Source organism: Paraburkholderia sp. J10-1 (assembly GCF_905220165.1).
Classification (GTDB): domain Bacteria; phylum Pseudomonadota; class Gammaproteobacteria; order Burkholderiales; family Burkholderiaceae; genus Paraburkholderia.
The window spans coordinates 334,149-356,507 of the sequence record NZ_CAJMYW010000001.1 but is presented as its reverse complement, the minus strand read 5'-3'; the positions used below and the strand labels follow the sequence as shown (position 1 = coordinate 356,507).

General features: G+C 58.9%; 18 protein-coding genes. 11 read left to right on the top strand and 7 right to left on the bottom strand.

Features of this window, described 5'->3' with window-relative positions; genetic code table 11:
- Window positions 1-1,083: 1,083 nt before the first annotated feature.
- From U5A65_RS01650 to U5A65_RS01640, 3 genes are all read left to right on the top strand, one after another.
- On the top strand, window positions 1,084-1,998 hold the full coding sequence (locus U5A65_RS01650; protein WP_321945244.1) for a LysR family transcriptional regulator: 915 nt from the start codon (window positions 1,084-1,086) through the stop codon (window positions 1,996-1,998).
- Window positions 1,999-2,144: 146 nt separating this feature from the next.
- Entirely contained in the window at window positions 2,145-2,651 is a 507-nt protein-coding gene (locus U5A65_RS01645; protein WP_321945243.1) for a hypothetical protein, read from the top strand.
- Window positions 2,652-2,752: 101 nt separating this feature from the next.
- Entirely contained in the window at window positions 2,753-3,607 is an 855-nt protein-coding gene (locus U5A65_RS01640) for an SDR family oxidoreductase (protein ID WP_321945242.1), read from the top strand.
- Window positions 3,608-3,651: 44 nt separating this feature from the next.
- Here U5A65_RS01640 and U5A65_RS01635 read toward each other — a convergent pair whose 3' ends face one another.
- Both U5A65_RS01635 and U5A65_RS01630 read right to left on the bottom strand, forming a co-directional pair.
- Complete coding sequence (locus U5A65_RS01635) at window positions 3,652-5,601, bottom strand: M48 family metallopeptidase (RefSeq protein ID WP_321945241.1); 1,950 nt, start codon at window positions 5,599-5,601, stop codon at window positions 3,652-3,654.
- 52 nt (window positions 5,602-5,653) lie between these two features.
- Window positions 5,654-6,253 (bottom strand): LemA family protein, encoded by a 600-nt coding sequence (locus U5A65_RS01630; RefSeq protein ID WP_321945240.1) that lies wholly within the window; start codon window positions 6,251-6,253, stop codon window positions 5,654-5,656.
- A gap of 645 nt (window positions 6,254-6,898) precedes the next feature.
- Here U5A65_RS01630 and U5A65_RS01625 point away from each other — a divergent pair.
- Both U5A65_RS01625 and U5A65_RS01620 read left to right on the top strand, forming a co-directional pair.
- Window positions 6,899-7,276: a hypothetical protein gene (locus U5A65_RS01625; protein ID WP_321945239.1), complete on the top strand. Its 378-nt coding sequence runs from the start codon at window positions 6,899-6,901 to the stop codon at window positions 7,274-7,276.
- Between the two features lie 11 nt (window positions 7,277-7,287).
- The gene (locus U5A65_RS01620) at window positions 7,288-7,509 is read left to right on the top strand and encodes a YMGG-like glycine zipper-containing protein (protein WP_321945238.1); all 222 of its coding nucleotides are present in this window, start codon (window positions 7,288-7,290) and stop codon (window positions 7,507-7,509) included.
- A gap of 320 nt (window positions 7,510-7,829) precedes the next feature.
- On the opposite strand, the gene U5A65_RS01615 is transcribed toward U5A65_RS01620, so the two are convergent.
- Window positions 7,830-9,338, bottom strand: coding sequence for a hypothetical protein (locus tag U5A65_RS01615; RefSeq protein ID WP_321945237.1), 1,509 nt, complete (start codon window positions 9,336-9,338; stop codon window positions 7,830-7,832).
- 946 nt (window positions 9,339-10,284) lie between these two features.
- Between U5A65_RS01615 and U5A65_RS01605 the strand changes: the two genes are divergently transcribed.
- Both U5A65_RS01605 and U5A65_RS01600 read left to right on the top strand, forming a co-directional pair.
- Window positions 10,285-10,893: a hypothetical protein gene (locus U5A65_RS01605; RefSeq protein WP_321945236.1), complete on the top strand. Its 609-nt coding sequence runs from the start codon at window positions 10,285-10,287 to the stop codon at window positions 10,891-10,893.
- Window positions 10,894-11,502: 609 nt separating this feature from the next.
- Window positions 11,503-12,006, top strand: coding sequence for an H-NS family nucleoid-associated regulatory protein (locus tag U5A65_RS01600; protein ID WP_321945235.1), 504 nt, complete (start codon window positions 11,503-11,505; stop codon window positions 12,004-12,006).
- A gap of 144 nt (window positions 12,007-12,150) precedes the next feature.
- Here the strand turns inward: U5A65_RS01600 and U5A65_RS01595 are convergent, their stop codons facing one another.
- A complete protein-coding gene (locus tag U5A65_RS01595) occupies window positions 12,151-13,422 on the bottom strand; it encodes a three-Cys-motif partner protein TcmP (RefSeq protein WP_321945234.1) in 1,272 nt (423 codons plus the stop codon).
- 29 nt (window positions 13,423-13,451) lie between these two features.
- Complete coding sequence (locus U5A65_RS01590) at window positions 13,452-14,309, bottom strand: phage Gp37/Gp68 family protein (protein ID WP_321945233.1); 858 nt, start codon at window positions 14,307-14,309, stop codon at window positions 13,452-13,454.
- 304 nt (window positions 14,310-14,613) lie between these two features.
- Here U5A65_RS01590 and U5A65_RS01585 point away from each other — a divergent pair, with 304 nt between their 5' ends.
- The 4 genes from U5A65_RS01585 (at window position 14,614) to U5A65_RS01570 (ending at window position 20,145) form a co-directional block, all read left to right on the top strand.
- A complete protein-coding gene (locus tag U5A65_RS01585) occupies window positions 14,614-15,387 on the top strand; it encodes a three-Cys-motif partner protein TcmP (RefSeq protein ID WP_321945870.1) in 774 nt (257 codons plus the stop codon).
- Between the two features lie 2,461 nt (window positions 15,388-17,848).
- On the top strand, window positions 17,849-18,421 hold the full coding sequence (locus U5A65_RS01580) for a TetR/AcrR family transcriptional regulator (protein ID WP_321945232.1): 573 nt from the start codon (window positions 17,849-17,851) through the stop codon (window positions 18,419-18,421).
- Between the two features lie 76 nt (window positions 18,422-18,497).
- The gene (locus U5A65_RS01575) at window positions 18,498-19,379 is read left to right on the top strand and encodes an NAD(P)H-binding protein (RefSeq protein ID WP_321945231.1); all 882 of its coding nucleotides are present in this window, start codon (window positions 18,498-18,500) and stop codon (window positions 19,377-19,379) included.
- 49 nt (window positions 19,380-19,428) lie between these two features.
- The gene (locus U5A65_RS01570; RefSeq protein ID WP_321945230.1) at window positions 19,429-20,145 is read left to right on the top strand and encodes an SDR family oxidoreductase; all 717 of its coding nucleotides are present in this window, start codon (window positions 19,429-19,431) and stop codon (window positions 20,143-20,145) included.
- A 15-nt stretch (window positions 20,146-20,160) separates the two neighbouring features.
- Here U5A65_RS01570 and U5A65_RS01565 read toward each other — a convergent pair whose 3' ends face one another.
- Window positions 20,161-21,609, bottom strand: coding sequence for an ATP-binding protein (locus U5A65_RS01565; protein ID WP_321945229.1), 1,449 nt, complete (start codon window positions 21,607-21,609; stop codon window positions 20,161-20,163).
- Entirely contained in the window at window positions 21,606-22,319 is a 714-nt protein-coding gene (locus tag U5A65_RS01560) for a response regulator (protein WP_321938117.1), read from the bottom strand. The genes U5A65_RS01565 and U5A65_RS01560 overlap by 4 nt, the downstream gene beginning before the upstream one ends.
- Window positions 22,320-22,359: the final 40 nt, after the last annotated feature.

The window sequence follows — 22,359 nt, the reverse complement described above, 5'->3', positions numbered from 1 at the left end:
CCTGTCCTGGGAAAAAACTCCGCAAAATGGAACATGTTTGCGGAGATGGGATCGATATTTGCCAACCTCGGATAAGTGAATTTCAGCCACGCAGGATGTAAACTAATATCCTCTTCTTAGACGTGCTTCTCATTATTGATTTATCCCGGCGGCTGTCAGGCCAATCCGCATATGAAGATTACTCGATGTTTGCACACACGACCATTTAAAATATACAGGGGATGTTATTAAACCAATGATGTACGATGGCCGATTAAGCAATCCAGATCAAATCGTAACGGGGTAACGATTGCAGAAAATTCGACCGAAAAACAGCTGCCAAACATATTGATGGCCATCGATAACCCTGCGCGAATAATTAAATTCGGGGCGCAACGACGACAATTTTCCAGGATGAATAGGAGGAAAGATAATTAACGATGATGGTCTAAGGCACAAGGCGGTACAAATATGCGACTTGCTTTGTGCGAAAAAATCCTCGAGCAAGGGGATCACTGATGCGGTTTCCGGTGATAATCCGGGCGTGGCTCTGCGACAATCCGGTCAGATTCATCGACGTATTCGTTGAAGAATCCAGGCTGGTTTCGTTGGGACTTGAAGGGCCCACGTCAGTTATCGCACGCCGGTCGTCTTACTTCCGACAGTCCTTGCGGTAGCAACGGTTCACGCCATGGATAGACCCACAGCCGGCAAGCGCCGATCATGGCCGAGACCTGCGGAAGCTCCGCAGTTCGCGAGCCAGGCTGCTCAGATGTGGCGGGGGGGAATTCAGAGAGCGGCATAAGTTGAGCGACTGGCCCCAACTGGCAAATCGCGGCTCATCAGCAGACGTTCTGCCAACCGAATATGACGCACCGCCGCCGACTGCTGCCTGAAGCAGTTGCCGAAGTCGACCAGACCCGAAGTGGCCCTCCAATACGTCGTCAAGACGGTCTGTTTTCGGACGCCAGCAAGATTGACAGGCTCGCGACGCAAGGGAAGCATTCGCTTATCTCGACGATGCGATAATCCGGCGCAGATCGGGTACTGCTTCGTGCCCAACAACCGTATCGCTTTAGTGCCTGTGAGTCGTCTGGAAGACAAATGGACAAATTCGACGCAATGCGCGTGTTTTTGCGCGTGGTGGAATCGGGGACCTTTACGAAAGCCTCCGAGACCCTCAACCTCCAGAAGGCCACCGTCACGCGACTGGTTAAGATGCTGGAAGACGATCTCGCTACGAAACTGCTTAATCGCACGACCCGGCGCGTCACCGTGACGCCCGACGGCTCGGCCTACTACGACCGGGCCGCGCGCCTGCTGGCCGATCTCGAGGAGCTGGAAAACTCCATGACCGGCGCCAGGTCCAATCCAAAAGGCCGACTGCGCATCAATCTTCCGCGTCCGCTGGCCCATTCGGTGGTCGTGCCTGCGCTGCCTGATTTTCTCGCGAGATACCCGGATATCGACCTGGAGATCGGTGCCAGCGACACGCCCGTCGACCTGTTCGCGGACAACGTGGATTGCGCAATCCGCATCGGAACCGTAACCGATCAATCGCTGGTGGCGAGACGGATTGCTCTCAGCCATTTCGAACTCTGCGCATCGCCGGATTACTGGAAAAAGCACGGCAAGCCGCAGCACCCGAGCGAGATTGATCTTCACCATACGGTGATCCACATGATCTCGGCGAGAACGGCCAGACCCTTCCCGATCATAGCCAGTCGCGGCAGCGAAACCGTCGATATCCAGGGCAGGAAAGCGCTCCTCTGCAACGATGTGTCGACCTGCACCGACCTTGCCAGAACCGGACTGGGCATCATCAGTGGCGGAACGTTCATGACCGCACCGCTGATTGCCTCGGGCGAACTGGAGAGCTGCCTCGCGCTTTGGCAGCTTCCGCCAATGCCGGTATCGATCGTCTATCCGCCGAATCGGCATATCAGCAACAAAGTGCGTGTTTTCGCGGACTGGGTCATCGAGCTATTTGCCCGGCATCCATCGCAGAAGTCGTCGTAATTCTGGTTCGATTCAGGGGGGTATTCGACAACAATCTTTTGACAAAGCAGGAGTTTCTCAGACGGGTCCAGGTTTTTAGACTGCTTTCGACGACGGGGCAACGCTCCGGTGTCCACATCCCACCCAGTTTTATGCGGAAGCAGATCTTGAAAACGACAGACACACTGCCGGATTTACAATCGACGCAGCCGGCGAATTTGCACATCCGTTTCTCCGCCGCGCTGACCCGGGGCACGACCGCCGGCGTGGCCGCTGGCGTTATCGTGCTGGTCCCGGTTTTAACCCTGCAGCTGGCGCGAGGCATCGGCGTCATTCCGGAAATGCAGCTGGCGGCCAGCAGCCTGATTGGCATGGCCGCCTACGGAGGCACCACCGGCCTTATTCTGGGTACCCTGCTTCACTTCTTTGTATCGGTCGTTCCGGCAATCGCCTACGCTCTGGTCGCGTCGCGCCTGCCGGTCGTGAACCGCCTGGCGTGGCTCGGCGGCCCGCTACTCGGCATCATCGTATTTTTTTTCATGGGCTTCGTCGTGTTGCCGCACAGCGCGTTCATCACACCTCCATCGGTATCGCCGATGCCCTTCATGCCGGCCCTGCTCATCCATATGTTCGGTCTCGGTCTGCCGATCGCACTGATCGTACGGCGCGGATGATTGCCGCCTGAATCGAGAAACGTCAAGCCGCCCATTCCATATCAAACAAGTAGCAATACCGAATTTATTCAACGTCACCTTCGAGCAAAAGGAAATACAAAATGATCGCCATTACTGGGGCCAATGGAAATCTTGGCCGACTGGTTGTCAAAGGTCTTCTGCAATCCGTCCCTTCCAGCCAGATCGTCGCGGCAGTCCGCAGCCCTGAAAAGGCCGATGACTTGCGCGCCCTCGGCGTCCAGATACACGAGGCAGACTACGATCGTCCCGAAACGCTGGTCGAGGCGTTCAAGGGTGTGGAGAAGCTGTTGCTTATCTCGGCGGTGCAGCCAGGGGAAAGATTCCGGCAACATCGGGCCGTGGTCGACGCTGCCAGGCAAACGGGTGTCAAGCTGATTGCCTATACCAGCCTGCTACGCGCCGACACGTCCGATCTGATTCTTGCCGACGAGCACAACCGGACCGAAGCGTATTTGAAGACCACTGGCGTGGACTTCGTGGTGTTACGCAATGGTTGGTACCTCGAGAACCACACCGGCGGACTTGCCGCAGCGATCGCTAATTCGGCAATCACCGGTAGCGCGGGGCAAGGCCGATTTGCCTCTGCATCTCGCGCCGATTATGCAGAGGCGGCGGTGACGGTCCTCACTCAACCCGGTCATGCCAACCAGACTTATGAATTGGCGGGAGACGAGGCCTATTCGCTGGCGGAACTGGCCGAGGAAGTATCGAAGCAGGCGGGCCGAACCATCGTGTATAACCACCTGTCTGCCGCCGATTATGAGGCCGCGCTGCTGGGCTTCGGGCTGCCGAAGATGATTGCCGATGTCGTCGTCGACGCCGACCTGAAGGCATCGGCAGGCGAACTGGATAGCGCCTCTCGCGATCTTTCCAGGCTTCTCGGACGGAGCACGACGACGCTGGCCCAGGCGGTGAAGGTTGCATTAAGGGGCTGATCTGGTACCGACACCAGGCTGGAAAACGAAGTGCTCCGAGCCGCTCAATGTCCCTCCGTGCCCCCCGCGACGAGCGGTGGTAGCGGGCAGTCGAGCGTATCGCAAATGGCGCGGAGCAGCTCCGCTTCACGGATGGTGACGTGCTGGTCTGCCACGATGCAAGCCGCACAGGCGACGACGATCCGGCGTTTGATGTCAGGGACGGATTGATTGAGCGTTTGCAGCGCCGCGTCGAACCCGGCGAGAGAGCATTCCGCTCGGGGCGGCAAGTGGTGGGTGGGGTTGCCGCCGATATAGCCGCGCATACCCGTATCGAAAGCGCGGGCGGCCTGGTCGGGTTCCGGCTGGCCTTTCCAGGCCAATAGCGCCAACACCGTCGCGACCGGCTGCACCAGTTCATGCGGTGAGCTTTGCACGGGTCGCGTCTGACGCTGAGGCAGATACTGGGCGTCGAGATGGCGATGCAGCACGCAGCGGAGCGTGTACTCGAAGAGGCTCAGCCGCTGGTCGGCATTGATCAGCACTTCGACCTGGGCGCGGAAAGTCCCGTGCTGCTGGGGCGACATCTGCCGCAGGGCTGGCAGGGCCAGGTCCAGAAGAGGCAGCCGATGCGTGTCCGGCAGAGCCTGGGCAGGGGCAACCAGCCGCAAGGTTTCGGCGAAGTCCTGCGGCTCAGAGCCTGCCTTCAGTTGGGTCAGCTGGCGTTCCCGCAGGTCCACCCGCGGGTCCATGAGAAGGGCGTAGACCAGGGCGCGAGCACTGAACGGCTCGCGGGCGGCGACCTGGAGCACGTCGGGCATGCCATCGTGCAGCGCCTGCGCGTAGCTGATCGCGTCCGGATCGACCTGTCCGACCCGGGACGCCGCTTCATCGGCGAACGCCAGGACCGGCAGCGGTACCTGCGGCAGCCCCGGTAACGTCGGAACTCCGGCGATCGGCGGGACGCGGCTGGGGCGGGGACCTTCGCGTTCCTCCCGATCGGCGCTGACCGGCTGGACCTCCCGGAACTGACCATCGAACTGGGGATCGAGCCGGCGGATGCGCTCGACGAGGGGTGGGTGGGTCGCCAGCAGTCCGGCGAGTCCCTTGCCGGCGAAGGCGTTGGCGAAAAACATGTGACCGGCCTCGGCAGCCTGGGGGTTCTCGATGCGCGACCCCTCGGCCAGTCCACCGATCTTCTTGAGCGCGCCGCCAATGCCGTCGGGGTTGCGTGTGAACTGGACAGCGCTGGCGTCGGCCAGGTACTCGCGCTGCCGGGACACCGCCGCCATGATCAGCCGGCCGAAGAACGCTCCCACCAGGCCCAGCACGAACACGCCCAGGCCCAGCAGGACCATGCTGCCGCGGGAATCCTGCCTGCCCGACGAGCGCCCGCGGGATGCGAACATGAGGCTGCGCCCGATGATGGACAATGCCATGATCCCGAAGATCAGGCCGATCAGCCGGATGTTGAGCCGCATGTCGCCGTTGAGAATGTGACTGAACTCGTGCGCCACCACGCCCTGCAGCTCGTCGCGGGTCAGGTAGTCGAGGCAGCCCTGGGAGACGGCGACCACGGCATCGCCCGGGGCGTAGCCGGCCGCGAAGGCATTGATGCCGCGCTCATTCAGAACATAAACGGGCGGCACCGGCACGCCCGCGGCGAGCGCCATCTCCTCGACGACGTTGAGGAGCCGCTTCTGCCGCGCGTCGGTGGTCGTGCCGGGCACCTCTACGCCGCCCAGCATCAGGGCCACGGCCTGTCCGCCGGCCGCGAGCTGTTTCACCTTGAACGCGCTGGCACCGCCGACTACGACGCCCACCCCCGGCGCCGCAAGCAGGAGCAACTCCGGCTGCCACCAGGACACTGGCTCGTGGGCGTCATACATGCTGAACACCACCAGCAGCGCGTACACCAGAGCGATCAGGATCACGATCGCCAGAACAAAATAGACCACCAGCTCGAAGGTCTTGCGTCGTGCCGAATCCTGCTGCTGAAAGAAGTTGGGGACCATGGTCGGCGTGGCCTTGGGAGAACAAAGCGCGCAGAGCCGTGGCGGTTCCGGGTTACCGGAACGACACCTTGGGCGCTGCGCGTTCGGCCTCTGCGGTTTCGAGCAGCGCCGCCTCCCTGAAGCCGAACATGCTGGCCACCATGACAGCCGGGAAGACCTCGCGCCGGATGTTGTACTCGGTAGCGGCGTCGTTGAACGCTTGCCGGGCGAAACCCAGCTTGTTCTCGGTCGAGGTCAGCTCCTCCTGCAGGGCGAGCATGTTCTGGTTGGCCTTGAGGTCCGGGTACGCCTCGGACAGGGCAAAAAGCCGACCCAGGGTGCCGCCCAGCTGGGCCTCGGCCTGGTTGAGCCCACTTATGGCTGCGGGGTCGCTGGGATTGGCGGCGACTTTCTGCTCGGCCGCCATCGCGCTGTTGCGCGCCTTGATGACGGCGTCGAGCGTCTCCCTCTCGTGGCTCATGTAGCCCTTGACGGCTTCGACCAGGTTCGGGATCAGGTCGTAGCGGCGTTTGAGCTGCACATCGATCTGGGCGAAAGCGTTCGCGAACCGGTTCCGGGCGACCACCAGCCCGTTGTAGATGCCCATTAGCCAGAGCGCGAGCAGTAGCGCGACCCCGAGGAGCAGGAGCAGGGTGATGACGATAGGACTCATTGGCGCTGACCTCCGACGAGAGAACTGCTGGTTTTGTCCATCGCACGCCTATCGAAACAGGATAAGTGAAATGGCATTTAATTCAATCGATTCGTGAAAGTGTTATAAAAAGACGGGTGTATATTCAAGCGTGCTGCATCAAATCCTTTCATCCCCCCGATCGTTTCGTTATGTGGTGACACTATCGCGCAAATTGCACGGAGATGTGCTTGGAAATTGTGAAATACGCAGTAGACTCTAAACGGATTCAGGTGCCACGAAGCCAGGACAGCATCGCCGGTTGAGTCGGTATGTCGCCTCAGTCATTCTGCTCAATCCATCGAGAGACTTTCATCATCATCGATGTGGCTATCTGGTACAGAACTCGGAATGACGATGTGTGCTGGTCTTGCGGGCCGAAAAGTGAAATCCACACGGCACACGGCCCATTCTTCCAGACGGCACAATCGACACCACCGGTTGACTGTGAAAGGCCGAGGGTGTGTCAAAGCTCGAAATTACTCGGTTTTCTGGTGTCGCTTTACCCTTTCAAACGTGCCGCGAAGCCGTTACAGCACGTTCTGATGGGTCGATCTTCGCGCCCGACGCCGAAGTTGCGCGTTTTGACACACCTTCGCTCCATGACATAGCCGCCAAGGAGCTGAGATGACAATCAAACTGAACTGGAAAACACCTTTATCGTTAGTCGTTCTGTCGTTGGCAACGTTGGGTAACGTTGCGCGCGCGGAAGGTATTCCGATTGTCACCGGCCAGCAATGGATAGCGTCGTCGGAAGCAGAAAAGAAAGCGTATCTCATCGGCATCGCTAATCTGCTGGACATCGAGCGTGCTTATGCCGGCACTGCGGCGAACAAGAGCGATATGACGCAGCGTTTCGGCAAGGGCATGCAGGGCAAGACGCTCGACAGCGTACGTCAGGGGCTGGACGACTATTACGCAGCCAATCCTACAATGGTCCAGCATCCGGTAATTGAGACCCTCTGGTTCCAGATGGTCGTACCCGGTCTGAAGCAGAACCAGTAAGGAGTACGATCATGAAGCGACCTGGATGGTTCGTAAGCGTCAGCGCCCTCGTTCTCGTAATCGGCTGCACGGATATGACTCCAAGGCAGCAGGGAACCGTGAGTGGCGCGGCAATAGGTGCGGCCGGTGGAGCGGGAATCGCGGCGATCGCGGGCGGGAACGCGTGGACCGGCGCGATTATCGGTGGCGCGGCAGGCGCTGTGGCCGGCAATATACATGGTGGCCATCAGTAAGCCCGCCAGCGGTCAAGCGAGGTCTGCAATCTTGTGTGTTACGTGTCAGGTTCGCTTACTATGCGGCCGCCTACGCGCTGATCCAGAGGCTCACCAATCCGCGGAGGCTAAGCCGCTGGTATTGCGAAAGGCCTGTCGGCGCTCGCACAGGTCGGTTGATTGCTGTTCCCAACGACGTTGCTTTCGTGGGTGGCCGCCTAGTATTTGACATAATAGAAAAGAGCAAAGTTTTGCTTTGCGCGCCCACAATTTTCAGGGAACACTTCAGTCGAACTGAGGCAATGCGTCGGGCTGGAATCGAGCTTGCGCCCGTATCCTTGCTATTCTGTGATGTACATCGCTTCGGTAAGCAAACGGACGAGGATCGTGGAAATAATTCCGTTGTGGAAACCGGATGTGTTGCCGCCGCCTTCGTCGAAGTCGATAAGACTGCTATCTGAGCGGACGTTCCAAACGCCGCGGTTGAGCACGCTCGCTGGCAGTTCACTGTCTTCTACACCCACACAGACTGCGTAGTCGATCCTGACGTTTTGACTTCTCGCAGTATCGCTACGCGGCGGGAAGGACAAATATAGCCGTTGATCGAATTGCTTATACCAGTCGGGTTCCCAAACGGTCGGGCCTCTGACAGCTAGCGAAGGAGTGTTTTCTTGCATGCAATCCTTATGGGGAGGATCCCCGCCGTCTACATAAATCGCCTGGTCGACTACCTGTCTTAAATACGGCTTATAGTGGCCAATCGCTTTGTTCCTAGCGGCGCTCGACGGGTTGCAGCTATTCACTAGCCCGACGAAATGTGCAGATGAGTAGATGAGGTTGGTCGCGCTGTCCTTCTCGCTCGTAATGTTCATCCACACAGGCCGTGCCGTCACTGGGTTTTTGCCTCCTTCTCCAAAGACCGGATCGTAGCAGTCCGCGCCGACCGCCGGGTTAAGTGTCACCACCATCGTATTGGGACCAAGGGGTTGGGCGTTTCCGCTTTTCAGTTCCGGCATAAACATTGACGCCATCATGCGGCCGCCCAGGGAGTGGCCCACCACCATCAATCGAGTTTCGCTATTTTGACCTCGTGCGGCATTCGCGATCTCAAGGAGGTTTGCTTTGAGAACGCCACGGGAGCCGATAGTGTCGGCGACCTCAGAGCGTCCGCTTATCGAAAGCAATTTCTGAATCGCGGACGTGTATTCCTCGCCACGCCACCCGACATAGATCCCGAGCACCTTCGGCATTTCGATCTTCTTGTCGATCGCCATCCGTTTGAGCTGGTCGACCTCACGTGCCATCAACAAGGGGAATTTGATGGCGTTATTTCTGGGGTCGCCGTTTGAAGTGTCCGCGTTATGGTGCCAACCATGGACATACACCAGGATAAAAAGTGGCCCTGGTTCCTTGCGAATCCAATTCAGCACTGCAGTCAGTTGTGCTCGGTCCTGCTGTTCCCCATCATCGTTGTACTCAAGCCACGCCTGGTTGTAGAAGACCTTCAAGAGTGAGGTCGACGTTGGCGAACATTGAAAATCGGCAAGCAGTTCAGGCGAGCCTTTGAGCGGTGGGCCATCGCTGGTGAGGCATGCGTTCCAGCCAGTGTCCTGAATGCCAACCTCGCGAACGGTCACCGCACGGTTCAACTCTTCGGGCGAGCAGTTGCCAGTTTTCCCGGGGCAGACCGCGTGATAGGGGACATCGGCAACTGTGCCGCACCCTTGGATCGACGAAAGTGCGAAAGCGGCTAACGCAAAAAGTATGGATCGCATCATCTTGACCACCCGCCGTGGATTGTCGGGTCGCGCATGCATTTCGCATAAACGCGAACGGTGTTGCGCGGCCACGGATTGACTTGCACGCTATTACGAATCATTGGGTGAGGTGGCCAAACAAGTATGTTAGGTGCTGCACATACACACCTTCCATATTGAGTGGGAGGTTGGTTTTCAAGAATCGCATGTGACGGAAGTTGTGAAGTACTATGCATTGGAGAGTCACGATCTACGTGATCGCGGAAATCTACAAAGCGGTCTGATGAGGTGGCCGCGCAAATTCAGACGGTCGCGTATGTACAGCGCGTGGGGCCTGAGCCCATGATAGCGCCGACAAAGGAACCCAGAAGATGGTGAAGAGAACGCGGCGCACGCACTCAGGCGCGTTCAAAGCGAAACTGGCGATGACTGCGCTCAAGAGCGAGCGGACGCTAGCCGAATAGGCATTGCAGTTCGACCTGCACCCGAACCAGATCCCCGAACGGAAGCGGCAGCTGCAGGAACGCGCCGCTGACGTGTTCGGTGCAGGTGGCACGGCGTCGAGCGAGCCGCAAGCCGATTTGAAGGATCTCAAAAGACTGCCCAAGCGAGCGAGGATGGATTGGTCGCGCGGAGACCGCCATTAGCAGATTGACTCAGTGGTGCATTGGCTGTGCTGCGAGCTGGTGTGCGGATATCCGAATTGACAACGTTCACAAACATTTGTAAGAATGCGATAAATAACCTTATGTTAAATATGATATGGAATACTAAATAATAATTGATTGCTTCCACTTCCTTGCGGCTCTCACTACTGCCCCGACATGTAATGCCGTTTCGCGTGCGCCTGCATGATGGCTGATCTCTAAGCAGAGCATCGCGCCTCGAGCCCGGTCAGTGGCTAAGCCATCAGAGGGCGAGGCCGTCTGTTGTGCCGGCCCGCATCCTTCCAAGACCGATTCACGCCTATGCGGTGTGATAGTCTTTTCTCCATTCTGGACAATTAATACCGGCCCCCTCGTTAGCGCGATAGGAACATATGGATACCGGAAGCAGCCCCGCTATTATCTCGGCCGCAGCAGGCATCTGCGGCGTTATCCTGGGCGGCATGATCACCGCTTCGAAGGAATGGTTGGTTCATCGATCTAGGCGAAAGACGGAGACAGCTTATCTCGCGGCGATCGTCGTTTCGCATCTCGACCGGTTCGCCAACGGATGCTTACATGTTGCGCTCGATGACGGCACTGCCTATGGCCAGCCCGCAGGTGAACAAGGGGAACACGAGCCCACAGTTACCGCGCCCAATTTCCAGCCCTTGGATATCGATGTCGAATGGAAGGTGTTGCCGCAAGATCTGATGTATGCAATTCTGCGCGTACCGGACCAACGAGAGCAGATCGAGAACCGCATCGCAGGTATTGGCGAGTTCGTTTCTAATCCCCCAGACCACATTGAATATTTTCAAGCGAGACAGGGCGGATATGCTCAGCTGGGGCTAGAAGTGTCCGACTTGGCGCTGCGCCTGCGCAGGTATGCCGATATGCCCGTCGAAAAACAGCGCTTCGACGAATGGAACCGGGACGACGAACTGAGAAGCATACTTCAGAGAATTGATGAAGCGCTGGCCGCTGCCGAACGCGGGGCCTAAGAAGAATTGCAAGACGTTTTGAAGCTTCTCGCTGTCAAACTGTTCTTTTGCACGATCTTTCAAGTATTGACGCCCCTGTTCGCGATTGCTCAGGTCCACTTGAGCGGATCGCGCAACATTGCGCAGCTCGGTCTGGCCGACGTGAGCGGCCATCTCGATCACCTCGGTTAACGCTGCGTCAAGGTTTGCGGGTTCAAAACCAAGCGTCACTCAGTCCTTCAGGTTAGAAAGTGCTACTTCTCGATATTTAACATAATAGAAATGACCGAATGTTAATTCGGAAAACTAAGTTCATCAGCTTGCTCGCATCGCTGGCGCCTTGCGTCTCCGTCAAGCGGCGAGTTCCCCAGGCGTCGGTGACGAGCGATTCGCCCTGCCGCGCGCCTTCACGTCTTACATTACCCCGTCCGCCAGTTTGACCAGATCGGATGCGCTGTCGCCCGACTGTAGCATGGCCGCGCTGAGACTCCCTTGCACTATGTATCTGCTATTTTCCTTGATTCGGCAGCACGGATCGTCGAAGTAAACTCCTATTTCGGAAGCAATTCATGCCCTTACTGTGTGCATTCTGGCATAGTGGCATGCATCCAATTCACCTAGGGGAAGGCTATGGCTACTCTTCAAAGCATACAAGCCAAGATTGCGAAACTTCAGTCACAGGCGGAAGCAATTGAGAAGAAGCAATCTTCCGATGTTCTCGGAAAGATTCGAGGGCTTATGGAACGGCATGGCGTCACGATCGGGGACATCGAGACGTACCTCGGCGGAAAGCGACGCGGCCGCCAGCCTGGTTCGAACGCCAAAGCTAATCAGAGTGCGGGAGCCGCTAAGTATCGTGACCCGAAGTCGGGGGCAACCTGGACGGGTCGTGGCCGAGCACCGGCGTGGATTGCCAATGTGAAGGATAGGACCAAATTCCTCGCAGGCGAAGCATTCGCCAAGGTTGGCGATCCTGCGAAGAAGGCTGCAAAGCCAGGCAACTACGTGCGGGGTCCGCAGCCCCCGAAATATCAGGACCCGAAGACTGGTGCCACCTGGAGTGGCCGTGGTCGCGCTCCGGCGTGGATCGCTGGGGCCAAGGATCCATCTAAATTCCTGATCGCCCAAAATTAAGTAACTGCTAATAGCGGACCGGATTCAGCCGTTCTGGCTGCGAAGGCGGCGGAGAGCATCTGAGTCCGCGGGTTGCAACGCAGGGCACTAAGAGCCATCTTCACTTGCTGCCAACCGGCAAAGCGATCGAATTAGGGCGGCTGCCTACACGTTCGTGAAATTGAATAGCCTGGACTGCTTGGGTCTTTCGATGATGTCCGTGTCGCTCATGTAACGTGCACGGTATCGTTGCTTTCCATCCACAGACCGGATCGTCGCATCACCTTCCGCGACAAGTGTAGCGAGCGCGTCCTTGTACATCGATGCGGTCGCTGGGGAGCCGTTACAGGTTTCGGCAAACATCTGCGAAAACGCCTTCGGTTCGGACTGCGAGAAAATTCGCCTCGCAAGCTGGACGACCAACTCCTTGTCGGACTTGTCTCGAGCGACGTCGTCGAACCGAAAGCCCCCGTCGAAGTCCTGGAGGAAACCCATGGTTTGCGGCGCGAGCATGTCGAGGCCGGCGCCGCCGTAGTGCACGAAGTGGTTGCTGTGTTGCCAGTGAACCTGCTTCATGACGTCTTGAGCTCGGTGATGCTGGGAAAGATGCACGAGCCAGAATTCGCCGTGTCCCGCTCCTGCGCCACGAATGAAAAAGGGGGTGAAGAATCCAGCACCACACCCGTCTACCAGAGCTTCGTAGAGAGCGGCCTGAATGAAGCGCCGCCAGTCTGCCTCGTTATTCTTAATCTCCTCGATTGACCTTCCGCCCAAGCGTTTGAAGATGTCAATCTGCAGGGTCGCTGAGATCCTTTGTGCAAGCTCGTCGTTGGTGTAGGTCGCGAAAGAAGACACATGGAAGGTCAGGACGACCTCGGCATCGCGTGCGTGAGCAAATATCTTCCGGATGAGCGGCGCAGGGACTTCAGCATAGCCGTATTGATCGAGGAAGAAGAGCGCAGTCCCGGCGAGTGGAGTGTGCTTCCTTATGCGAGCAAGGACTTCGTCTGCCGCGGCGCCGAACTCTGCCTGCATTAAATGGATAGTGCTACCGATCGCCCGCTCGTAGCCTTCCTCGCGCAGAACTTCGCTCAAGTGATTGAGCGCCTTCTTGTCCTTGTCGATGAAGACGAATTGCACATCGAAGTTGATGTGTTTTGGCCGGTCAAGATTTATCCTGAACGATGCTTCCTCGACGGCCTTGAGCATCCGTAAGGGCGAACCAAGCACGAGTTCGCCTGTACCCTTCAACTGGTACCGGCCGCCACCGCAGAAACCATCAATCAGTGTAATGCGGATATGTTCTCGTCCGCGGGCATTGAGAAGGCGTTGCTGGAAATAGCGGATCAGGTAGTCGACTAGAACTTGGTGTTTCGTCAGGCTATGTGCCTCGAGCTCGGCCGGACCGTTGCTCCAATCGTAGTGACGTTTTGCCAAGGTGAGAGTTTTCGGGAAGGGTTGGTGAGTTAAGCGACAGTGCGTGGAAATTGGTCCCAATGCTTGCCGGCCAGAACACGTCCTGCCTTGGCTTTCCCAATGCCAGCAACGGACACCTCGCTGCCATCTTGCCGAATGACACGGATGGGCGTGCTTTTCTTCACCACGTCCTGCACCTGATCAACCGGAGCCCAATGTCCCCATTGCTTGAAGTGAAACGGTACCTTCGCCTTGGCACATTGCTTCTGCAAGGCATCTGGCCAGATTGGATCCATCGGGCGAGCGTGCGGTCCCGATTCACCACCGGCGATTACCCAATCGACGCGATTGCCCTTTTCGTTTCGTATCAGGTAGGGCGAAAGGTCGATAGCGGACAGGAGTGGTTCGCAGGAAAGGAATCTCACGGACGGGGAAGAGAACTCCAGGAGGTACTTGATTCTCTTTTGTGCTGTGACCTGGTCCTCGACGGTGGTGCCAAGCCACACGTTCTTCGGGAACTCGTAACCTTTAGGCAACTGCTTGCGAACCAGGTGGATGCGCTTTGTGAGAAGCAGCCAGTCGAGATTAGGTGTTTGGCCAATTAGGTCGAGCAGACGCCCACGTTCAGCCACCAGGTCGGGCCGATTCTCGAAAACGTCCGCCATCGAGGCGCAGAAAACTCGTCGGCGAACCTTGTCCTTCGCAGCATTCTTATCCCACTTGATAGGCTCTTTCCAGTGGGCATCAGTGAAAAAGCGTCGTGGAGTGTGCGGGCCCCATAGCCCCTCGCCGAGGCGTTTTGCCCAGGTTTCCGCGTAGCAGTGATCGCAGGCCGCGGATACCTTGACACAACCCCACCATGGGTTGAAGGTGTGATGTGTCCATTCGATGCGAGAATCTTTTCCCATTGCCTGCGGCGTCAGTGACCTGGTGCCGTATTGTACTCGCCCGCAGCGCACTGCGAAGTATGGTGGGTGTCAACCCCACGCGTTGAGTCCACAACGAAACCCCAATTCACCCTTAAACTGAACGCGGTCCTGTAGATTGATATTGGACTGCGCGCAGCGTCGCGCTGTTTTTTTGCGGTGCAGCAAACATGATGGGTGCACCAACGCCGGAAGGCGTGCGGAGCAAATAACAACTCAAAACTGCGAGGGCAATGTGGAAGTCGAGGAGAAGGTCGTCCCAGACCCTGTCGATGGATTGCCGGCGATGGTAGTAGGGCGTTGGGTTACCGAAGAGAAACACCAGATCATTCGGCGATATATCGATGCGTCCTGGGGAGCGCGACAGAAGTTCACGAGTCAGCGGACATACATAGACCTTTTCGCGGGAACCGGGAGGGTAAAGATCAAGCACACCCAGTCTTTTCAGGACGGCGGCCCGCTCGCAGCCTGGCACATCGCTCAGCGGAAGCGAGGTGCGTTTACGGACTTCTTCATTGGGGACGCGAACCCCGAGTACCTCGCCGCATGCGATGCCCGCCTGCGCAGGCAGGACGTGCCACTTCAGTCTAAGGTAGGGCGCGCTCACGAAACCATCGATTGGGTCTTGCCGAAACTCAAGAAGGGTGGCTTTCATCTCGCGCTACTTGACCCGTACAATGCGGGTCATCTGCATTTTTCTATCATCGAGAAGCTCGCTGCGATGCCGACGATGGACATCGTCGTCCATCTCAGCACGGGGGACATCCAGCGCAACATCGCGAGCGGCCTTGAAGTGGCTCACTCGCCCTTGGATCACTTTGCGCCCGGCTGGCGGGACATCGTGCGGAAGATGAGTTCAAAGCATGCGATGCGGGATGCTTTCATCGGACACTGGAAGGAACTGGTGAGCGGGGCCGGGATGAGCGTTTGCGACACTATGTACCCTGTGCGCAACAGCAAGGAGTCGACCATGTACTGGCTGTGCCTCATTGCTCGACATCCGCTCGCCGATAAACTTTGGCGAGCAGCGTGTCAACTCGAAACTCGCAGTCTGTTCTGATTTGTCCTAATCCTGTGATTGATTGAGTATGGTAGACGCATAGAGTGCGAAATGGACGCCAACGATTGCTTTGGCCAGCCGGCCCCTCACGGCTAAGCTGCAGGTCTCGTCTTCGGTCCCTGCCTCCGCGCGGTCCGGCCACATGAACGGAATCACGACGAGGTATCTCGAAGTAGCAACTTGGCGCGCCTCGTCGGCCACCGCAGCATGCGCCCGAAATAGCCGGCTGGCACACATATGGTCGCGCCCGCAACGTCAAACCGTAGCGGTTACTCCAGTTCGAAAGGGCAGAAGATCCGTAGGTCTGCTCGAGTAACTTATCTCCCTTGGGGCAAAGCGGCCGTTTCGCCGGATCAGCGAGTGACTGTGCCGCGTCTGTCGCGGCGCGCGGGCTGGCAGTTGGTGCTCACCGCCGAAGTGGAAAAGGTCGCGCACAGCGACATTGCTCTTTTCAAAGTGCGGTGCAACCTGCTTGAGGTCGCCGGTGCGGGAGGTGAGTACGGACTTCGGTGCTGATGAGAAGAGAACGGACGACGGACTAGGACGAGAGGGAATTTGGGGCGGCCGTCACGCTTGTAGCCTGCTTTTTTGTGCTGGTACATGCTCCTTTTGTGCGCCATCAGGCGGCAGTTTTTGGATAGTTGCATCCAACTAGTTGGATGGCTTGGTCGCATTAGTGGGGCACAAGGTGAATGCGTCCGTAGCCTAGCGACTTTGGTTGAGCCCTTGACGGCATCATATGATTGGGTGAGCCCATCCAGATCGAAGTTAGCGACCACCGCGGGTTCGAGATCCGCATATGTTCCGCGATGAAAGCCGGCATACTGCAATAGCTTCTGCGCTAATCTGAATTTGTCGAGGTCGACATGAACACGCTAGCGGAAGGCGAATATGAATGTTTTACGTGCTCCGTTCGATTCAAGTGGAGAGTGTTCAGTATTACGAGAGAATGGGAGCGCGTGCACTTCGGAAAAGCGCTGCCGGAGATTGAGATTGTCGGTGCGGAAGGCTTGGAGTGTTACTGTTCCAAGCCTTGCTTGGCAAGGCGCCGCGATGAGGTGATGGTGCGCGAAGGGGTGCCGATTCGGTACCCGGATATAGTTCCTGTCGAACGCTGTGCCAAGTGCGGCGGGCCCGTCGACATGAGCGAGTTCCATCTTACTTACTCTTACTTACCTTGAGGATGAGTCCGTCGAGGAGGTGGCGTACGTCGTAAGAACAATCGACGTGAATTACTTGGCGGTTGTCTGCAATCGATGCCACCCGCGCGGGACCTTGCAATCGGCATGTGAAAGTGTCCTCGATTTCAATGCTCAACATGCTTGACTGCGCAGCACCTGCCCTCGAAGTACGTCATCGGCAAGAACGCCACGGATGTGCATGAGATAAAGGAGCCCGTCGCGCGGGCTCTAACTCCTCGTCGAACTGTCCTTCGACCAGATTCTGAGAGGCGACTGGCAGGCGCTGGCTGGCGGCTGGGCGCGTGGACGCAAAGACAAGGTAGCGTTCTTTGGGATCTGGTTACCCGAGAAGTGTGGGGGCCGCGCGGGAGAGCGCATGAAGGTCGCGTTCGGAGGCGGTATGAACGTGAGGCTAGCCGATGTCGCCGCCCGCCAATTCGAGTCTGCGCGCTCACTAAAGCGTGGTATAGCCGATTTTGGCTCGGATTCTGACGGTTGACCAACCCGACGCAGCGCGCAAGCTTGGTGATCGAGGCGCAAGCAGTCCACCGTGGTTCGACGCTCCTTAACGAGCGCTCGCCGAATCTTCGACTTAGACATTGGTTTGCTCCTTGTGACCCGCTTGGGCGATCTCAAGGTAAAGGGATAAACCACCGGCGCGCGATACTTTTCAAGGCAAAGCGCCTGCGCTCGCGCAACGTAATCCTGATGCAGGCCGACATTCGCCTGTGAATCTGTCGACGACCCTGACTCGGCTCAAACTGAGGCGGAGCGTCGGGCTGGAGGTTAGTTAGCAGTTGAGTTGCATGCGATCGACATCTCCGAGTTTGCTTGGATAAATTCTCATGGATCAGTTAATGAGGCCTGTTTTCGTCGCGCCAAATTTTGTTTGCAAGGGGTATTTCTCGGACCAGTTTTGTTTGCAAGGAATTTTGTTAGGTGTTTGATTCTTAAGGGAAGGCGTTCGCGCCCAGAGTTTGGAGGTCACCTAGGCTGCGGCTGGTAATTTTTACAATGCAGCGAAAGTGCGCTTGACGTGGGAAGGGCGTTGCGTGCAAACCCTCATGGCGTAAGGAGTCGAATAGCGAGGTCGATTTTCTAGGACAGTTTTATTTGCGAAGAATCGCGAGAACAACTTTGTTTGCAACAGATCAGATTTCGTTTGCCAATCACCAACGCGCCGCAAGTTCCTGCTCGTGAGCTACCTTGCATCGCCCTTGACTTCCATTTAGATGATGACTACCATCTAAACAACATCGAACCACAGAGCACGGGTCATCATGAGGAAGTCGAAGGTCGAAACGGCGCAAACGCGCGAGCGCATCGTGGAAGTTGCGGCCGGCGCGTTCAGGGCGAATGGCATCCACGCAACGGGCCTCGCCGACGTCATGGCCGCCGCAGGGCTTTCGCATGGCGGCTTTTATCGCCATTTCGAGTCGAAGGGTCAACTGGTGGCCGAAGCCTGCGAAGCGGGCCTGGCCGGCATCGTTGAAAATCTCGCCGCCGCAGCGGCCGGGGCCACGGGCGAGGACGCGTTCCGTGCGGTCGTGGACGCGTACATGTCCACCGGTCATCGCGATGCGCGCGCAAATGGTTGCCCACTGGCCGCCATGGGCAGCGAGCTGGCGCGCGCGGACGACGCTGCGCGTGCGGCGGCGTCACGCGGGTTCGACGCGCTCGTCGACATGTTGGCGGCGCGCATGGCAACGCCGGAAGAAGAGGCGGACCGGTCGCAGGCCGTGTTCACGCTAGCGGCCATGATCGGCGCGCTGACCATGGCGCGCATCATCCCCGATCAAGCGGCTTCTGCGTCGCTGCTGCAAGACGTCAGGCAACACATCGAAATGCTTTGAACGAAAACTGTCGCCAGAGAATGGCGATTCGATTCGCGCTCATATGTGCATATGCACTTGAAATGGAGAATTCATCATGCAACAGCGTAAGTTCCTGATTACCGGCGCCACCGGCAAAACCGGCGTGCATGTGGTGGGCAATCTGCTCGAAGCCGGACATGCGGTGCGCGCGATGGTCCATCGGGAAGACGCGCGCAGCGCTGCGCTGCAGGCCGCCGGCGCCGAAGTCGTGGTGGGCGACCTGCTCGATCACGACGATCTGATTCGCGCCACCGCAGGCGTGACGGGCGCTTATCTTTGCTATCCCGTGCGGCCCGGATTCATTCAGGGCACGGCGTATTTCGCAGACGCCGCCCGCCGCGCCGGTCTCGAAGTCGTGGTGGAAATGTCGCAGATCTCGGCGCGCGAACAGGCGAAAAGCCACGCAGCGCGCGATCACTGGATCGCGGAGCGCGTACTCGACTGGTCTGGTGTGCCGACCGTTCATATTCGTCCGACCTTCTTTTCCGAATGGCTGATCTTCCCTTGGGTGCGCGACACGATCGTCAAGGAAGGGCAGATCACGCTGCCTTACGGTGCGGGACGCCATGCGCCGATCGCCGCCGTTGACCAGGCCCGCTTCATCGCCACGGTGCTCGCGCAACCGCAGGCGCATATTGGCAAGACGTATGAGCTTTGCGGCCCGGTCGAACTCGACCACCACGGTATTGCCGAAGAAATCGGCAAGGTCATCGAAAGGAAGATCGTATATCGCCCGGGCACGCTCGACGAATATCGGGCGCATTTGCGGAAGTACGACTTGCCGGAGTTTGTGATCCAGCACTTCATTGAAGTCGCCGTCGACTACCAGAACGGCGTATTCGAAGGGACCGATAAAGTCATCGAGCAAGTTACCGGAAGGGCGCCGCAGACCGTCGAGGCATTCGTTCGCGCCAACCGCGAGCTTTTCCAGTCTTGATCCAATCGATCGTTTGATTACTTTGCAGAACTGATCCAGGAGATTGAAAATGAAGATCAAGAATTCCGTTGTGTTCGTTACGGGCGCAAGCCGCGGCCTCGGTCTGGCCTTTGCACGCGAGGCGCTCGCGCGCGGGGCCGCCAAGGTCTACGCAGGGGTGCGCAACCCGGAAGGCTTTCGCGAGCCCGGCATCATTCCCGTCAAGCTCGACGTGACCGATCCGGCTTCGGTCACGGCCGCGGCGAAGGTCGCGTCGGACGTGACGCTGCTTGTGAACAACGCCGGGATCGCGGAAATACTCGAGACGCCGCTTTTGGCAGAGGCGGAAGAACAGGCCCGGCGCATTTTCGAAACGAACTTTTATGGCGTTATTCGCACGACCCGCGCTTTCGAATCCATGCTTCCGAGCGATGGAAACGGTGGCGTCATCAACGTGCTCTCCGATGTTTCCTGGCGCGCTGTACCGTTCCTCGCGCCGTATTCCGCTTCGAAGGCGGCGGCGTGGAGCTATACGAACAACATCCGGTTGCATTTCAGGGCGCGCAATATCGGCGTGGTCGGCGTGCATGTCGGCTTTGTCGATACCGATCTCACCAAGGATTTCGACGTGCCGAAAGTCAGCCCCGCCGATGTCGTCCGGCAAGCCTACGACGCGCTTGAGGCGGGCGAAAGCGAAGTGCTGGCGGACGCGGGAAGCCGGGAGTTGAAGCAATCGCTTTCGGCTGCGGTGCCGGGCTACATCGACCCCGCGGTGCTGCAGGCATGAGCGGCAGGTGGCCGGTCAATCGCCGCTCGGCAAATCCAGCTGCGCGTCGAGCCCAATGATTCTCCCGTCCACCACCCGATTGCGCAGCACGAGCGTGCCGCCATGGGCGGCCGCCACGCTGCGCGCAATCGTGAGCCCCAACCCTGTGCCGCCCGGCGCATCGCTGCGACGCGAATCGACGCGGAAGTAAGGCTCGAACACGCGTTCGAGCAGCGCGGTGTCGGCAATGCCGGGCCCGTTGTCGCTGATCACCACGCGCACGCCATGCTCAACGTCGCTTACGGTGACGCTCGCTTCGCCGCCATAGCGAATCGCGTTGTCGAAAAGATTCTGCAGGCAGCGTTTGAGATTGCGCGCAAAGCCGGGAATGGGCGCATGCACGCTGCCCGTCACGCTCACATGATGGCCCTGCTCGCATGCATCGCTCGCGAGGCCTTCTAGCATCGAAACGAGGTCGATGCGCTGGCGCGGCTCGGTGATCTCCACACCCTGCACGGCGTCTAGCGTGGCGCGCACCATGCCTTCCATGTCTTCGAGGTCGCCGCGCAGGCGCTCGCGCGACGCCGCGTCCGGCAGCATTTCCACGCGCAGCCGCAGCCGCGTGAGCGGCGAGCGCAAGTCGTGCGAGACCGCGCTCAAAAAGCGCGTGCGCGCGGCAAAGCTGTCGATCAACTGCTGCTGCATGGCGTTGAACGAGTGCGCCGCGTTGCGCACTTCGCGCGGCCCCGTTTCCTGCAAGGGCGCGCGATAGATGTTGCGCCCGAGCGCTTCGGCCGCCGCCGCGAAGCGGCGCAACGGCGCAAGCGCAAAGCGCACCGCAATCAACGCGATCAGGCACACGGCGACGAAGCGCAGCGCATAGATGCGCAGCAGGTAATCCATCACGAGCGCGCCGCGCTCGGTATGCATGCCCGCCTGGCCCTCATTCGCGTGGATATCGAGCCACCCTTGACCCGGCACCTCGAGCTGCACGTGAAAGTCGCCGGTCGGCATGCGCGAGTCGAACAGGCTCAGCACGCCGCCTTCGCGACACGCGCCGTCGCGCACCTGGGCGTCGATCAGGTGCACGTCGATGGGCTCTTGCAGGCGCTTGCGAATCACGCCCTCGATCAGCCCGGCGGTGGCGCGCTGCGCGAGCGAAAGCGTGGCGGGCACCGCTAGCGGTGCGCCTTGCACCCACTTGAGGCGGTAACGGTCGTCGCCGAGCGTGCCGACGATCGCCTCGCGCGTCGCGGCATCGGGCGCGCGCTGGATCAGGCGCACCGTATCGGCGAGACGGCTGCCGAAGAGGCGCGCGGGAATTTCGAGCGTGCGGTTGTCGTGCGTTTCGAACCAGATCGTGCTGGTCAGCAACTGACCCGCGAACATGCCCGCCGCGAGAATCACGACGAGGCGCCCGAAGAGCGTATCGGGCCAAAGCGGCCAAAGGCGCAACTTCGATGCGAAACGAGCAAACCGCCTCACGCTTCGTACCCAACGTCGGCCACGAGCATATAGCCCTCGTTGCGCACGGTGCGAATGAGCGTGGCCTCGCGCGCCGAATCCTTGAGCTGCTGGCGCAGCCGGCTCACGCAGACGTCGATGGCGCGGTCGAGCGGCGTCATGCTCTTGCTGAACACCTGGTCGAGCAGAAATTCGCGCGAGAGCGGGCGGTTCGGATGGTCGAGCAGCGTGCGCAGCGTGCGGTAGTCCGAGCCGCCTAGCGAAACGACCACGCCGTCCGGCGAGCACATCTGCTTCATGCGCGTGTCGAGGCGCCAGCCCGCGAAGGTGATGAACGCGTTCGCGTCGGCGGGGCGCGTACCGGGCACCGCGCGCGTGCGGCGCAGGACCACCTTGATCTTGGCGAGCAGCTCGCGCGGATCGAAGGGCTTGGGCAGATAGTCGTCGGCGCCCATTTCGAGGCCGAGGATGCGGTCGAGCAGGCCGCCGCGCGCGGAAAGAATAATGACGGGCGTGTCGTGGACCCGGCGCAGCTCGCGCGTGAGGTCGAGTCCGTCTTCGCCGTCGAGCATGAGGTCGAGCACGATCAGGTCGACCTGGGCGGTGCCGAGTATCTGCTTCATCTGCGCGCCGTTGGTGGCGGCGCTCGCCTGGTAGCCCATCTCGCGCAGGTAGTCGCGCAGCAGTTGCCGGATGTTGGCGTCGTCGTCGACGACCAGTATGTGATCCATCTTTTTTCTCTTGCCGCCGCGGGACTGAAGCCGCGCCAAC